The organism is Vibrio sp. M260118 (genome assembly GCF_036533755.1).
GTDB lineage: Bacteria > Pseudomonadota > Gammaproteobacteria > Enterobacterales > Vibrionaceae > Vibrio.
This window is the reverse complement of sequence record NZ_JATABG010000043.1, coordinates 1-13,990: the sequence shown is the minus strand read 5'-3', so window position 1 is coordinate 13,990 and position 13,990 is coordinate 1. Positions and strand designations below refer to the sequence as shown.

Sequence of the window (13,990 nt, the reverse complement as noted above, 5' to 3'; positions counted from 1 at the left end):
CTATAATGTAACCATATACATTTTTATGTGTGTTTACATGCACACTATTCGTTTTATCAATAAGAAGGAACTAGCTTCATGGGTAGTCAATTCCGGATGGATTCCGTTCCAGGATCGTTGGTTGTAGTGGGAGGAACCTATGAGCCGTGGTTGTCAGTTTTAGAGCAGGTGGGGTGGAGATGTACCCAGTGTGGTGACTTACGTAAAGCCGACGCACTGTTTACGGAAACTGGGCCTTGTATCGGCATCGTTGACTTAAGCCATGATGAATTTAGCCTCAATGGCATTGCTAACTTGGTAAGTAAGCATAAACAGGTACGCTGGTTGGCTTTTATTCGCGAGTCTCAACTGAGTTCAGATACGATCTGCCAATTTATTGTTAACTTCTGTATCGACTTCTTTACTGCGCCAATTCCAGATGCACAGCTGCTCAGCACCATTGGTCACCAACTTGGTATGCTTAAGCTCGAGAAGAAAGTGTGGCCGCATTATGGCAATCAGAGTGACATGGGGCTAATTGGTGATTCAATTCCTGTAAAGCGACTTCGTGATCAGATCAAACGTATTGGTCCAACGGATGTGAGCATCTTGATTTACGGTGAAAGTGGTACAGGTAAAGAGACTGTAGCAAAGGCGGTGCACCGTACATCCGCTCGAGCGAACAAAGAGTTCATTTCAGTGAACTGTCGAGCCATGTCTGAGCGTCGTATCGAAAGTGATCTATTCGGTATCAATCGAGAGGATCCTAGCGCTGCGTCTATTCTCGAAAAAGCGGATGGTGGCACGATTCTCCTTAACGACATCCTTACTTTGCCTAAACCCCAGCAGTTTAATTTATTGCGTTTCCTTCAAGAGGGTATGGTAGACACTGAGTCTGGCCGTAAAGAGGTGGACGTTCGTGTGTTAGCGGCGAACTCTGCTGATATTGAAAAGGCGTTGATTGATGGTGACTTCAATGAGGAGCTCTACCACTATATCAACGTACTGCGTATCAACGTACCAAGCCTGAAAGAGCGAGCGGGGGATATCTCTTTGCTTGCGCGCCATTTCTTGCAGGAGTACTCCAAAGAGTACAACGCTCAAGCGCGCAGTTTTACTGAAGAGGCTTCACGTGCTCTGACTCGCTATCATTGGCCAGGTAATGTTCGTGAATTGATGAATCAGATCAAACGTATCGTATTGATGTCAGACACCGTTATGTTGGATGAGTCGGATCTTGATTTGCCAAAACGAAGCGATAGCCGCCGAAGTTTGAAGAGTATTCGAGAGAGAAGCGAAAGAGACGCTCTACTGCTTGTGTTGGAATCTCATTCAGGTCAAGTATCAATGGCAGCAAAAGAGTTGGGTGTTTCACGTGCAACAATGTATCGTTTGTTAAACAAACACAATCTGATCTCTGACGTTCCAGTGTAGTTGATTGATTTGTAAATAAATTGAGCCGAGCTAAAAGTAGCTCGGCTTTTTTATTGGCGCTATTATCTATGGTTGCTTATATATTCTCTAGTTGAATATCTTATGCAAAAAAGCTAACTCGGGTGAATTTTAGGTTAAAAACTTGTTTTGAAACTTTATGCAACAAAGTGGTTGAAATGTAATCTGTGATGCATAGAATTTAACCATGAGCTAAGGCTCAAACCCATCAAACAAATTTGGATTATTACATAAGCTAGGAGGCGCACAATGAAACATTTCACCGTTAAATCATTTGTTTGTGCCTCAGTCGATCAAGCCACCCCAGCGGTGGACGCTATTAAACGCAACTCTTTTATTGCTGATCGAAAACTAGATAAAACCATGTAATTAATCCGTATCCTTTTTTTAATTGGCTGCGGAAAAGCAGCGAATTAAAACACCTTTGATCTATCGATTCGTTGATCTTTTCCCAGCTTCTAACTCAACTGGAGAAAACTCATGAGTCATTCTGTATACCTAACACTAGCCACCTTACTAGTAAAAGCGGATCTTCGTCGAGAAGAGCGTCAATGGAAACGTAAACTACGCCGCAGCGCCTTCGATATTCCTTGGGACAATGCGCACTTGTTGCGAGATATTGGACTTGAACAAGATGGTCGTCCGGTAGGATTTACTGAGCCAGATAGCGTCAAAGCCGAACGTCGAGTTCGTCATCTTCGTCGTGTATTAAGTGCTCGAATAACAACGTAAAACAGGGGGCAGGCGCTTCACCTGCCCCACTATTTCTGCAATGAAAGATTATGGACAAGGATTGGAGTAAGTCGTCCCAATTTCTTGAATCCCTTGAAGCAATTCATCACTTAGCACGACATCTAAACTATCAATATTTGATTTAAGCTGTTCCAAGTTTGTCGCACCAATTATATTGGATGCGACAAACGGCCTCTGGTTAACAAAGGCCAATGCCATCTGTGCTGGATCTAACCCATGTTGGCGAGCTAAATCGACATAAGCTTGCGTTGCCTGCTCTCCTTGTGGAGTAAAGTAGCGAACAAAGCGTTCAAACAATGAACATCGAGCCCCTTGTGGACGCGCCCCATTAAGATACTTGCCGCTCAAGCAGCCAAAGGCGAGGGGCGAATAGGCGAGCAGTTGTACACCCTCATAGTGACTAATTTCAGACAAACCGACCTCAAAACTGCGATTGAGCAGGTTATATGGGTTTTGAATCGAGACGATTCGAGGGAGCTCATGTTTCTCAGCTAGCCTAAGAAGAGTCATTACACCCCAAGGCGTTTCATTTGAAACACCGATATAGCGCACCTTACCCGCTTTTATCAGTTCCGCCAGCGCTTCCAGAGTCTCAATCAGAGTAACCTCTTCTTGCGCGCTTGGATATGGGTAGTTGAGCTGACCAAAGCAGTTGGTTTGTCTCTGCGGCCAGTGCAGTTGATAAAGATCCACATAGTCTGTTTGCAAGCGTTTCAAGCTATCATCAATCGCCAGATGAATGTTTCTTCGATCTAAGCTCATGTTGTCACGAATATGCGGGACATTTCTCGGCCCTGCCACTTTGGTTGCTAGAACGACTTTCTCTCGTTTACCTGATTTAGCCAACCAGTTGCCAATGTACTGCTCGGTCAGGCCTTGAGTTTTGGCTTTAGGTGGAACCGGGTACATTTCCGCGGTATCAATAAAGTTCACTCCACGCTCAAGGGCGTAATCGAGCTGGCTGAAAGCTTCTTGCTCACTATTTTGCTCACCATAGGTCATGGTGCCAAGACAGATCTTACTCACTTCCAAAGTGGAGTGGGGTAACTTGTTGTATTGCATCGATCTTCCTTGTCGTTACGGGGGATGTGATCCCACTATAGGGGAACTGAGTATGATTAGAAAAGAGCCAATGACGACAAATTCGCAAATTTTTTAAACTTGGCTAATACTGATTTATGGAGGTGCACTATGCAAAAAAGTCAGTTAGATAAATGGATTCATGGTCAGCATAAAGATAGTTACCAACCACCCAAGGTGTTTGTGATTGGCTGTGCAGACCTATCCCAATATCTTTTAGCCGTCGAATATAAACACAAAGTAGAGCCGGTCAAAATTGATGACGAGCCGATGCACTTTGATTCGCTTGAGTTGGTGAAAGAGGAACTTGTACGACTTGGTGTGGAAAGAGCTTACCTACGTTTGCATAACGCCTACGATGAGTGTGGGGCGGGCGATGGGCCGCTCTATTATGACGTAGAGATGTCACTCACTACCCATTAAACGTAGTTGTTTTCAAGAATACGCGCTGTGAATTGGGTTCTTAAATAGAACCCTCTTGGCAGCGTTTTTATCGGCTTACCACTTGCTCCATACGCTTCGGTCAGCACTCGGCTGTTGGCTGCTTTAGGGCGAAGTTGCAAATACTCACCATGGCGAGCGTTAATTTGCTCAACTTGACCTAACACGATCATTTCCATCAACTCTTCCCAGTCGGCTTTCAGTTGCTGCTCTTCTTGTTCACTTGGGGACCAAATGAGAGGAGAGCCTATGCACCGTTCTGCAAGTGGGATCTCTCTTTCGCCTTCGACGGGAATCCACAGCACACGTGAGAGTTTATTGCGTACATGGCTTGTATCCCATGTTAGACCATGGACACCGATCAATGGAGCAACACAGACAAAGGTGGTTTCCAATGGCTTACCTGAGTAGCTAATCGGAATGGTTTTTAGCTCGATGCCTAGTTTTTCAAAGTCTTGGGTTGGCTTACTTCCTGCTGTAGCGCCCAGATGCCATTCTAAAAGTTGTCCTACCCAGCCCTTATCGCGACGAAGATCTGGCGGAACATCAATGTTAGCTTCTTGGGCAAGATCTGAAAAATTAACACCTGCGATGCTTTTGGCTCGCTCAAGTAGTTCTTGTTCTGAAGTAGGCTCGGGCTTCATGACCAATGTAGAAGAATGGAACATCAGCACATTGTAACGAATTAAGTAAGAATTACGACTGTAGAGTGAATGATCGTTATGGATAAAAGATCATCGTTTGTTGGTTATCCACAGCTTGTGTAAGAAAAATAATAAATTTTTATACATATGTATGAATTAACAGGCTTTTAGCGGCAAAAAAAACTTGAATTTTTAGGCTTATACTCGAAATGGCTTTGTCGTGTGTGGATAAGATAAGGGCTGATTGATCTTTAACCGATCTGTGTTGGTAAAGAAATTTGAATAGCTCAGTGAGTATTTAGTGTTGCCAATTTGATTTAAGGTTCTGTTTTTATTGGTTTGTTTTTGTTTGGTGGTATCGGGTAGTGTTAAAAATAGTTTCATAAATGAGCGACTTGATCAGTTTCGCATTTATTTTTCACACAGTTATACACAGAAAAGGTGAATAAATGTGGTCTATGTCTCATTGGTGTGTGAGTAACCTTAAGTTTGGCTAAAAGTTATTCAATAAAGCGTGGGAGGTTAATAATTTCCGCCTTAGTCACACTAGTAAGTTTGCTCCGACTGGGGATATGTGGAAAAATCACTGTAATTAAGAATTTATTAGAGGTTGGCCAGTGATAGATGGCGATGGTTACCGCTTAAATGTGGGAATTGTAATCTGTAACAGCCATGGTCAGGTCTTCTGGGCTAAACGATACGGACAACACTCTTGGCAGTTTCCTCAAGGGGGAATTGATGAAGGTGAAACCCCTGAGCAGGCAATGTTTAGGGAGTTGTATGAAGAGGTAGGTCTTACTAAGAAAGACGTAAAGATCGTTGCGACAAGTCGTCATTGGTTAAGATATAAGTTACCCAAGCGGCTTGTGCGTTGGGATTCTAAACCTGTTTGTATCGGTCAGAAACAGAAATGGTTTCTGCTGCGACTCGATTGTGATGAATCACGAATCGATATGATGCGTGGCAGTTCCCCTGAGTTTGATGGTTGGCGTTGGGTAAGTTATTGGTATCCCGTCAGACAAGTGGTTTCTTTCAAGCGTGACGTTTACCGTCGTGCAATGAAGGAGTTTGCATCAATGGCGATGCCATTTAAACAACGCAAAGTAAAAGGCAAACGTAAGCACCGAAGAGGATAGGCATGCTTTCTCAACTAAGGGAAATAGTTGAACACGTTTCTAAGGTCGAAGAGGTTCATCAAGCCTTAGACATCTTGGTAAAACAGACATGTAGTGCAATGAGCACTGAATGTTGTACTGTCTATCTAGCTAATGAAGAGATGCAACGCCTTGAGTTAATGGCAACTCAGGGCTTGCGCTTTAAAGGCGATAAAATCCACATTGGCTTTAATGAAGGCTTGGTTGGTCTCGTTAAGCGCAGCGCTGAGCCGCTTAACCTAGCGGAAGCATCTAAACATCCTAACTTTAAGTATTTCTCCGAACTTGGTGAAGAAGTTTACCAAAGTTTCCTTGGAACCCCGATCATCCACCGTAAGCAAGTATTGGGTGTACTTGTTGTCCAACAAAAGACGCCGCGTCAATTTGATGAGATGGAAGAGTCTTTCCTCGTCACACTTGCAGCGCAGTTGGCGGTCATTATTGCCCATGCGCAGACTCAGGGTCATTGGCGACTAGAGAAAAAGCAGCAAGCTATTAAAGGTGTACCAGCTTCTTCTGGTGTCGCTATTGGTGAATTTTGGTGGGATGACACCCAACCTGATCTTAGCAATGTTTATCCGGCCTCCACTCTCGATATTGAACGTGAGCAAGAGTGGCTATTGCTAGCGATTGAAGAGGCGCTGAGTGATTTCCGCCGCATGCGTAAAAAGCTCGATAGTGAGATCAACAAAGACGCGTTAGCGATATTTGACCTCTTTACTCACTTGCTCAACGATCCTATGTTGCGTAAGGATCTTAAGGCTCAGATACAACAAGGTGACCGAGCTGATTGGGCCTTGCGCCAAGTGGTTGAATCTTATTCCAATCGCTTTGCTCGCATGTCGGATGTTTACCTACGTGAACGGGCGCAAGACATTCGAGAGTTAGGCCAGCGATTACTGTTCTTTTTACACAATACTGAGCAAGAAAAACAAATCATTGATAAGCCGGTCATCCTTGTGGTTCGCGAGCTCACCGCGACGTTATTAGCATCGATTCCCAAAGAGAAGCTACTGGCTGTTATTTCTCTTGAAGGGGCAGCTAATTCACATGCGGCTATTTTGTCACGCGCTTTAGGTATTCCCGCCGTGATGGGAGTGACGCTTAATCTTAAGGCTATCAATGGCAAGCGAGGTATCGTCGACGGTTATAGCGGTAAGATTTTGGTTTCACCAAACCGTCAGGTGCTGCGTGCCTACCGACAGCTTGCCAATGAAGAGCGTGAACTGGCCAATATGGTCAATCAGCGCATTGAAGAACCCGCATTTACTAAAGATGGTCAACGCATTGAGGTTATGCTCAATGCGGGTTTGAGCGCCGATACCAATATTGCCATTAACCAAGGTGTTGACGGCGTTGGTCTATATCGCACAGAAATCTCTTTTTTGCTGCAACATAGATTCCCTTCTGAAGAAGAGCAGACTCAACAGTACCAAGCTGTTTTGGGCAGTTATCCAAACAAACGTGTGGTTATGCGCACTCTCGATGTAGGTGGTGATAAAGCGCTACCCTATCTACCCATCGAAGAAGATAACCCCTTTTTAGGCTGGCGCGGAATTCGCTTTACGTTAGACCACCCTGACATCTTTTTAATGCAGATCCGCGCTATGATGCGTGCCAGCTCTAAGCACGACAATTTGAGTATTTTACTGCCAATGGTGTCCGGCGCTCAGGAACTGGATGATGCCATTGAGCTTATCGAGCGAGCGTATGCAGAAGTTGTCGAACTCGATGCTCAAATCTCAATGCCCCAAATTGGCGTGATGATAGAAGTGCCATCAATGATCTATCTGCTGCCGTTAATCGCCAGTAAGGTAGATTTCGTCTCAATTGGCACTAACGACCTTACTCAGTATCTACTTGCAGTAGATCGAAATAATGCCCGAGTTGCTGATGTTTATGAGTCAATGCACCCGTCAGTAATAATGGCACTAAGTCATATTCATCAAACGTGTAAGAAACTCAACCTTCCTGTTTGTATTTGTGGTGAGCTTGCTGGTGATCCTATTGGGGCCTTGTTGGCCGTCGGATTGGGGTATCGTAGCCTAAGTATGAATACCTCCAATGTCGCTAAAGTGAAATACCTATTGCGACATACTGAAGTTGAAGAGCTATGTTTACTAGCAGATAAAGCATTGAAGCAGCCTTATGGGCAAAGTATTTATGCTATTATGCAGGACTTTTTTGAGAACAAAGGCTTTGCTGGCTTTATCCGAGCGGGCAAAAAATAGGGATTGCTGTGTCAATAGAGTTACTTTTTTCACTCCTGCTGCTTGGTGCTTTTGTCGGGGTAATGGCGGGATTGTTGGGGATAGGTGGTGGCTTGATTGTTGTCCCTGCTTTACTGTTGCTATTACCTATGGCCGGAATAGATGCAGACATTAGCATGCACATTGCGCTTGCCACTTCTCTTGCATCAATTATTGCCACCTCTGCCTCTTCAGCAGTCAATCATTTCAAACTGGGCAACGTGGACATGTTTGTTGTTAAGTGGCTGATGCCCGGTGTCATTGTGGGAGGTTTCCTGGGCGCGAATGTCGCCGAGTGGATACCGACACAATATTTGCCCAAAGTGTTTGGCGTGATAGTGTTATTGCTTGCGATTCAAATGCTATTTTCTATTCGTGCTCAATCACAAAGAACCATGCCGGGTAGCGCTGCTACGATAGCATATGGAACAGGTATCGGTGTGGTATCTAGCTTAGCGGGTATTGGAGGTGGTTCCTTGTCAGTTCCGTTCCTCAATAGTCATGGAATCGAGATGCGTAAAGCCGTTGGTTCATCATCTGTTTGTGGATGCTTGATCGCGATTTCTGGAATGATTGGTTTCATACTGCATGGTTATCAAGTGGAAGCATTGCCCGCTTACAGTGTTGGCTATGTTTATTTACCTGCGTTGATCGCCATTGCTTCGACCTCGATGTTGACTACTCGCATTGGAGCTAAGTTAGCAACATCGCTGCCGACTCCAACATTGAAAAAAGTATTTGCGGTATTTTTAATGTTCGTTGCAGGAACTATGTTGTTATAGTGCACTCTCATCAATAATCACCTTAATTCGTCAGTTTTATTAAAAGAGTAGTCCTCCTATGTCTCAGGGATATTTAACCTTTCCAACTATCGACCCCGTTCTTGTCTCTATTGGTCCTTTATCTATTCGCTGGTATGGACTTATGTACCTTGTGGGGTTCGCTTTTGCCCTTTGGTTGGCCAATCGTCGCGCAGACAAGCCAAATAGCGGCTGGACTCGTGAACAAGTATCTGACCTTCTATTCGCTGGCTTTTTAGGCGTCGTGATAGGTGGCCGTGTCGGCTACGTGTTGTTCTACCATTTTGACCTATTCCTGGCTGACCCGCTGTACTTGTTTAAGGTATGGACTGGCGGAATGTCTTTCCACGGTGGTTTGCTTGGTGTGATTACTGCCATGTTCTGGTATGCGAAGAAAAACGGTCGTACTTTCTTTGGTGTGGCTGACTTTATCGCGCCATTGGTGCCATTTGGTTTAGGTATGGGCCGTGTCGGTAACTTTATGAATGATGAGCTTTGGGGGCGTGTGACAGACGTGCCTTGGGCTGTAATGTTCCCAAGTGGCGGCTATTTACCGCGTCATCCATCGCAGCTCTATGAAGCCATTCTTGAAGGTATTGTGTTGTTCTTTATCCTCAACTGGTTTATCAAGCGACCTCGACCTGTTGGTGCTGTTTCAGGGTTATTTTTGGCTGGATATGGTACATTCCGCTTCATCGTCGAATACTTCCGTGAACCAGATGCGCACTTAGGGCTATTTGGTGATTTTATCTCGATGGGACAAATTCTATCGCTACCAATGGTTATTGGTGGCGCGCTAATGGTCGCCTGGGCATATAAATTTAACAGTAAGACCGTCGCAAGCAACTAAGGATAATAGAGTGAAACAGTATTTAGAACTTTGTCAGCGTATCGTTGACCAAGGCGAATGGGTTGAAAATGAACGTACAGGTAAACGTTGCTTGACGGTTATCAATGCGGATCTTTGTTACGATGTGGCTAGCAATCAATTTCCTTTAGTGACAACGCGTAAAAGTTTCTGGAAAGCTGCTGTAGCTGAATTACTTGGTTATATCCGAGGCTATGACAATGCAGAAGATTTCCGCAATCTTGGTACGAAAACATGGGATGCTAACGCAAACCTAAATGATGCTTGGCTTAACAATCCTTATCGTAAGGGTGAAGATGACATGGGCCGCGTATATGGTGTTCAAGGCCGTGCTTGGGCGAAGCCGGACGGTGGCCATGTCGACCAACTGCGTAAAATTGTTGATGACCTAACACGCGGTGTTGATGATCGCGGTGAGATCCTAAACTTTTACAATCCGGGTGAGTTCCACATGGGCTGCTTGCGTCCTTGCATGTATAACCACCATTTCTCACTGCTAGGGGATACTCTGTACTTAAACAGCACCCAACGCTCGTGTGATGTGCCTCTTGGCTTGAACTTCAATATGGTTCAAGTGTATGTGTTCCTAGCGATTATGGCCCAGATCACTGGTAAGAAAGCAGGCCAGGCATACCATAAGATTGTTAATGCGCACATCTATGAAGACCAGTTAGAACTGATGCGTGATGTGCAATTGAAACGTGAGCCTTTAAAAGCGGCGACGTTCCATATCAACCCAGAGGTTAAGTCTCTAGAAGATTTGGAAACTTGGGTAACATTAGATGACTTTTGGATTGAGGGTTACGAGCACCACGACCCAATTAAGTATCCATTCTCGGTTTAAGAGTTCTGAAGTGAGTAAAAAGCGCTGGTTTAATCCGGCGCTTTTTTGTTATTGGGAGAGCGGTAACCTGTATAGCTATTGCTTACCAAGTCGCTTGAGGTGATTTTAGCCGTTAAATCAGCACTAAGCTATTTCTGCGCATACTTGTCGCAATAGCCACACAGGTCACTTCATCAGATTTGTGTTGGCAGAGTAATGACGTTTCTATAGCAAAATCCTACTTCTTTACTAGAGCACAGGCTAGCCATGAGTGTTGTGGCTAGCATTACAGATATTTTGCGGCAGAAACTTTCTTACTCTGTTTAAACAATAGATACAAAAAGCCCGCAACCTAAGTTGCGGGCTTTGAAATAAGCGATGGTCTTTGTATTAGGCTGTCAGCGCTAGGATTGTGCCTGGCAGTGCAACGAACACTGCGAATAGATAACCAGCGACAACCCATTTATTCTTCACAGCCATGTCAGAGATAAGGTCTGCGCCTTTCACTGGTAGTTCACGTAGGAAAGGAATACCGTAGATGAATACTGTAGCCATGATGTTGAACACTAGGTGTACGAGAGCAATTTGCAGAGCGAATACTGCGAACTCGCCTGAAACGGCTGTTGCAGCTAGAAGTGCAGTAATACATGTACCGATGTTTGCGCCTAGAGTGAACGGGTAAACGTCACGAACTTTAAGAACACCTGAACCTACTAGTGGAACCATTAGACTTGTAGTCGTAGAAGAAGACTGTACAAGTACTGTTACAACAGAACCAGAGAAGATACCGTGGATTGGACCACGACCGATAGCGTTCTTTAGAATCTCACGTGCACGGCCAACCATTAGACTCTTCATTAGTTTGCCCATCACAGTGATAGCAACGAAGATGGTTGCGATACCTAGAACGATTAACATGATACCGCCAACTTGGTCACCGAACGTCGCAAGTGGTTCTTTCACTGCGCTTACAACTGGCTTAGTTAGAGGCTTGATAAAGTTCAGGCCTTTAATGCTCATATCACCAGTTGCTAGGAATGGAGATACCAACCAGTGAGAGATCTTATCAAGGATGCCGAACATCATTTCGATAGGTAGGAAGATAGCAACCGCAAGTAAGTTAAAGAAGTCGTGGATTGTTGCACTAGCAAATGCGCGCTTAAACTCTTCTTTACAACGTACGTGGCCTAGAGAAACAAGAGTGTTAGTAACGGTTGTGCCGATGTTTGCACCCATTACCATAGGAATTGCTGTTTCTACTGGAAGACCGCCGGCTACAAGGCCTACGATAATAGAGGTTACAGTACTAGAAGATTGGATAAGTGCTGTTGCGACTAGACCGATCATCAAACCTGCTACAGGGTGAGATGCGAATTCAAAAAGAACTTTAGCTTGGTCGCCAGTCGCCCATTTGAAACCACTACCTACCATAGAAACCGCAAGAAGCAGCAGGTATAACATGAATGCCAAGTTAGCCCAGCGCAACCAACGAGTAGTGCTCGAAATTGGCGCTGCTGTAGTAGTAGCTTGGTTCATAATCATTTTCTCCGTGGACCGTTAAAATCTTAGTTTTGGTCTGTTGTTGAATCTGAAGGCGATGTTAGAGGGGAAATATTTCAGTAATATTACAGTTCTGTGTAAGCGATTTTTTTTTGCTTAGGTCCGCTAATATCGCTTGTACTTATAATTTTACGAGTGTTTTAATTGTTTGTTTTTATTGATGTTTATCGGTGTCGTTTGGCGGTTTTTTTGATGTGATTGAAATCGAAAAAATGGCAAATAAAATTACATTGCTTGCTGCTTTATGACAGTTCTTTGTCATATTAGAAATTAATAATTCGGTAAAAATATTGTTTTTGGTCGTTATGGTAGGTTTTATCGAATTATTGTTGTCATGCGTCGCATTTGCTATAACCAGAACATGAAAATAAAAAGAGACACTCTATATGTCACACTTAAATTATAACCATCTCTACTATTTCTGGATGGTGTGTAAACAGGGTTCTGTTACCAAAGCTGCCGACGCCTTATTCCTCACTCCTCAAACTGTCACAGGTCAGATAAAAGCGTTAGAGGAGCGAATGGATGGCAAACTGACCAAACGTAATGGGCGTAGCGTTGAGCCTACCGAGCTAGGTCAACTAGTCTTTAAGTACGCTGATAGGATGTTTGGCCTCAGCTATGAAATGCTCGATATCGTTAACTACAGCCAACGTTCTAATATTCTATTTGATGTTGGTGTGGCCGATGCGCTATCGAAAAGGCTGGTGAGTAAGATTCTGCTTACTACAGTTCCTGACGACAATAGCATTCACTTGCGCTGCTTTGAATCGACCCATGAAATGTTGTTAGAGCAACTTGCTCAGCATAAGCTTGATATGATTTTGTCAGATTGTCCTGTTGACTCGAGCCAAAGTCCTGGCCTTTATAGTAAGAAGCTAGGTGAGAGTGATATGAGCTTCTTCTGTTCTGGTAATGTTGATGACGTTAGTTTTCCCGCGGTGCTAGAACAGCGCAAGCTTCTTATTCCTGGCAGTCGTACGGCAATGGGGCGTAAGGTGCTCGAATGGTTTGATCGCCAAGGATTGCAACCAAATATCTTGGGTGAGTTTGATGATGTGGCACTAATGAAGTCATTTGCTCGCTATCATCACGATGTCATTTTCCTTGCGCCTTCCGTGTATGTATCTGAAGTTGAAAGTGATTTACCGCTGCAATTGATTGGTCGTATTGATGAGCTAAAAGAAGAGTACTATGTCATATTTGCTGAGCGGATGATTCAACACCCTGCAGTAAAGAATGTTTGTGATGCAGACTTCACTAGCTTATTTAATTAGGCATTAAACTATTTGTATTATTACATAGTCTGGTACAATCCAATTAATATTTGACATAATCCACGTTGATTAAAATATTCGCGATGAAATCCGTGGTTAATTTGAAGTACAGGAAGAGGTAAGTGTCGATGGATCTGCAAGAGATGGAAAAGAACTCTGCTCAGGCGGTAGTGTTGCTTAAAGCGATGGCCAATGAGAGGCGTCTTCAAATCTTGTGTCTACTACACAACCAAGAGCTATCAGTTGGAGAGTTATCTAGTAAGTTAGAGCTAAGTCAGTCAGCATTGTCACAACACTTAGCTTGGCTACGCAGAGATGGCTTGGTCAATACTCGTAAAGAAGCTCAAACCGTTTATTACACCTTGAGTAGTGAAGAGGTGAAAGCAATGATCCAACTATTGCACAACCTCTATTGCTCTTAGAGCGTCATCAGCGATGGCGGTGAGTTGCTTTAATTCATTTTACAGATATAAAAAAACCGGCGAATGCCGGTTTTTTCTTTTCACTGGGAAATCAGAGTTCTATTAAAGAGCTTTGATTGCAGCAGCGAAACGAGACTTATGACGTGCAGCTTTATTCTTGTGAATAAGGCCTTTAGTCGCCATGCGGTCTAGGATTGGTGTAACTGTAGCGAATGCTTCAGTTGCAGCAGCTTTGTCGCCTGCTTCGATAGCAGCAACAGTTTTCTTCATGTAAGTACGCATCATTGAGCGACGGCTAGCGTTGTGCTGACGACGTTTCTCAGCCTGGATAGCGCGCTTCTTAGCAGATTTACTATTTGCCAAGGGTCTAACTCCCAAAAACTTAGTTCAGTGACAATTTAAGGGCGAGGAATATCCCTCATTTGCGCTTAAATGTCAAATAATTTGTGCAAAAACCAATCGAGCCAAAGTAATTTTGGTTTGAAAGG

At 44.0% G+C, this 13,990-nt stretch carries 14 protein-coding genes; 10 read left to right on the top strand and 4 right to left on the bottom strand.

The window, feature by feature from the left end:
* Nucleotides 1-78: 78 nt before the first annotated feature.
* Together vpsR and QTO00_RS04805 are read left to right on the top strand one after the other, a co-directional pair.
* Nucleotides 79-1,413, top strand: a complete 1,335-nt coding sequence (gene vpsR / locus QTO00_RS04810) for a cyclic-di-GMP-binding transcriptional regulator VpsR (protein WP_331423326.1) — start codon at nucleotides 79-81, stop codon at nucleotides 1,411-1,413.
* Nucleotides 1,414-1,911: 498 nt separating this feature from the next.
* Complete coding sequence (locus tag QTO00_RS04805) at nucleotides 1,912-2,163, top strand: DUF1127 domain-containing protein (RefSeq protein ID WP_331423324.1); 252 nt, start codon at nucleotides 1,912-1,914, stop codon at nucleotides 2,161-2,163.
* Between the two features lie 48 nt (nucleotides 2,164-2,211).
* Here QTO00_RS04805 and QTO00_RS04800 read toward each other — a convergent pair whose 3' ends face one another.
* Nucleotides 2,212-3,246, bottom strand: a complete 1,035-nt coding sequence (locus tag QTO00_RS04800) for an NADP(H)-dependent aldo-keto reductase (protein WP_331423323.1) — start codon at nucleotides 3,244-3,246, stop codon at nucleotides 2,212-2,214.
* Between the two features lie 129 nt (nucleotides 3,247-3,375).
* On the opposite strand from QTO00_RS04800, the gene QTO00_RS04795 reads away from it, so the two are divergent.
* Nucleotides 3,376-3,687 carry a DUF6482 family protein gene (locus QTO00_RS04795; protein ID WP_331423322.1) on the top strand — a complete coding sequence of 104 codons (312 nt, stop codon included), beginning with the start codon at nucleotides 3,376-3,378 and terminating at the stop codon, nucleotides 3,685-3,687.
* Here QTO00_RS04795 and mutH read toward each other — a convergent pair.
* Complete coding sequence (gene mutH / locus QTO00_RS04790; protein WP_331423331.1) at nucleotides 3,684-4,349, bottom strand: DNA mismatch repair endonuclease MutH; 666 nt, start codon at nucleotides 4,347-4,349, stop codon at nucleotides 3,684-3,686. The genes QTO00_RS04795 and mutH overlap by 4 nt on opposite strands.
* Before the next feature lie 617 nt (nucleotides 4,350-4,966).
* Here mutH and rppH point away from each other — a divergent pair.
* Genes rppH through QTO00_RS04765 form a run of 5 tightly spaced genes read left to right on the top strand, consistent with a single transcriptional unit; the run spans nucleotide 4,967 to nucleotide 10,264 of the window.
* Entirely contained in the window at nucleotides 4,967-5,485 is a 519-nt protein-coding gene (gene rppH, locus QTO00_RS04785; RefSeq protein WP_038206395.1) for an RNA pyrophosphohydrolase, read from the top strand.
* 2 nt (nucleotides 5,486-5,487) lie between these two features.
* Complete coding sequence (gene ptsP / locus QTO00_RS04780; RefSeq protein ID WP_331423321.1) at nucleotides 5,488-7,734, top strand: phosphoenolpyruvate--protein phosphotransferase; 2,247 nt, start codon at nucleotides 5,488-5,490, stop codon at nucleotides 7,732-7,734.
* A gap of 8 nt (nucleotides 7,735-7,742) precedes the next feature.
* Nucleotides 7,743-8,534, top strand: a complete 792-nt coding sequence (locus QTO00_RS04775; protein ID WP_331423320.1) for a sulfite exporter TauE/SafE family protein — start codon at nucleotides 7,743-7,745, stop codon at nucleotides 8,532-8,534.
* A 58-nt stretch (nucleotides 8,535-8,592) separates the two neighbouring features.
* A complete protein-coding gene (lgt, locus tag QTO00_RS04770; RefSeq protein ID WP_331423318.1) occupies nucleotides 8,593-9,402 on the top strand; it encodes a prolipoprotein diacylglyceryl transferase in 810 nt (269 codons plus the stop codon).
* 10 nt (nucleotides 9,403-9,412) lie between these two features.
* Nucleotides 9,413-10,264: a thymidylate synthase gene (locus QTO00_RS04765; protein WP_331423316.1), complete on the top strand. Its 852-nt coding sequence runs from the start codon at nucleotides 9,413-9,415 to the stop codon at nucleotides 10,262-10,264.
* 369 nt (nucleotides 10,265-10,633) lie between these two features.
* Here the strand turns inward: QTO00_RS04765 and QTO00_RS04760 are convergent, their stop codons facing one another.
* Nucleotides 10,634-11,779 (bottom strand): Na/Pi symporter, encoded by a 1,146-nt coding sequence (locus tag QTO00_RS04760; RefSeq protein ID WP_331423314.1) that lies wholly within the window; start codon nucleotides 11,777-11,779, stop codon nucleotides 10,634-10,636.
* A gap of 410 nt (nucleotides 11,780-12,189) precedes the next feature.
* Between QTO00_RS04760 and nhaR the strand changes: the two genes are divergently transcribed.
* Both nhaR and QTO00_RS04750 read left to right on the top strand, forming a co-directional pair.
* Nucleotides 12,190-13,080, top strand: coding sequence for a transcriptional activator NhaR (gene nhaR, locus QTO00_RS04755; protein WP_331423313.1), 891 nt, complete (start codon nucleotides 12,190-12,192; stop codon nucleotides 13,078-13,080).
* A gap of 128 nt (nucleotides 13,081-13,208) precedes the next feature.
* Nucleotides 13,209-13,502 (top strand): ArsR/SmtB family transcription factor, encoded by a 294-nt coding sequence (locus tag QTO00_RS04750; RefSeq protein ID WP_331423329.1) that lies wholly within the window; start codon nucleotides 13,209-13,211, stop codon nucleotides 13,500-13,502.
* Between the two features lie 102 nt (nucleotides 13,503-13,604).
* On the opposite strand, the gene rpsT is transcribed toward QTO00_RS04750, so the two are convergent.
* On the bottom strand, nucleotides 13,605-13,865 hold the full coding sequence (gene rpsT / locus QTO00_RS04745) for a 30S ribosomal protein S20 (protein ID WP_004410238.1): 261 nt from the start codon (nucleotides 13,863-13,865) through the stop codon (nucleotides 13,605-13,607).
* Between the last annotated feature and the right edge of the window lie 125 nt (nucleotides 13,866-13,990).

Excerpts from the sequence above, each read along its gene's own strand:
- mutH (WP_331423331.1), bottom strand. The coding sequence starts at position 4,349 with ATGAAGCCCGAGCCTACTTCAGAACAAGAACTACTTGAGCGAGCCAAA.
- lgt (WP_331423318.1), top strand. The coding sequence starts at position 8,593 with ATGTCTCAGGGATATTTAACCTTTCCAACTATCGACCCCGTTCTTGTC.
- QTO00_RS04760 (WP_331423314.1), bottom strand. The coding sequence starts at position 11,779 with ATGAACCAAGCTACTACTACAGCAGCGCCAATTTCGAGCACTACTCGT.
- ptsP (WP_331423321.1), top strand. The coding sequence starts at position 5,488 with ATGCTTTCTCAACTAAGGGAAATAGTTGAACACGTTTCTAAGGTCGAA.
- QTO00_RS04795 (WP_331423322.1), top strand. The coding sequence starts at position 3,376 with ATGCAAAAAAGTCAGTTAGATAAATGGATTCATGGTCAGCATAAAGAT.
- QTO00_RS04750 (WP_331423329.1), top strand. The coding sequence starts at position 13,209 with ATGGATCTGCAAGAGATGGAAAAGAACTCTGCTCAGGCGGTAGTGTTG.
- vpsR (WP_331423326.1), top strand. The coding sequence starts at position 79 with ATGGGTAGTCAATTCCGGATGGATTCCGTTCCAGGATCGTTGGTTGTA.
- QTO00_RS04805 (WP_331423324.1), top strand. The coding sequence starts at position 1,912 with ATGAGTCATTCTGTATACCTAACACTAGCCACCTTACTAGTAAAAGCG.
- QTO00_RS04800 (WP_331423323.1), bottom strand. The coding sequence starts at position 3,246 with ATGCAATACAACAAGTTACCCCACTCCACTTTGGAAGTGAGTAAGATC.
- nhaR (WP_331423313.1), top strand. The coding sequence starts at position 12,190 with ATGTCACACTTAAATTATAACCATCTCTACTATTTCTGGATGGTGTGT.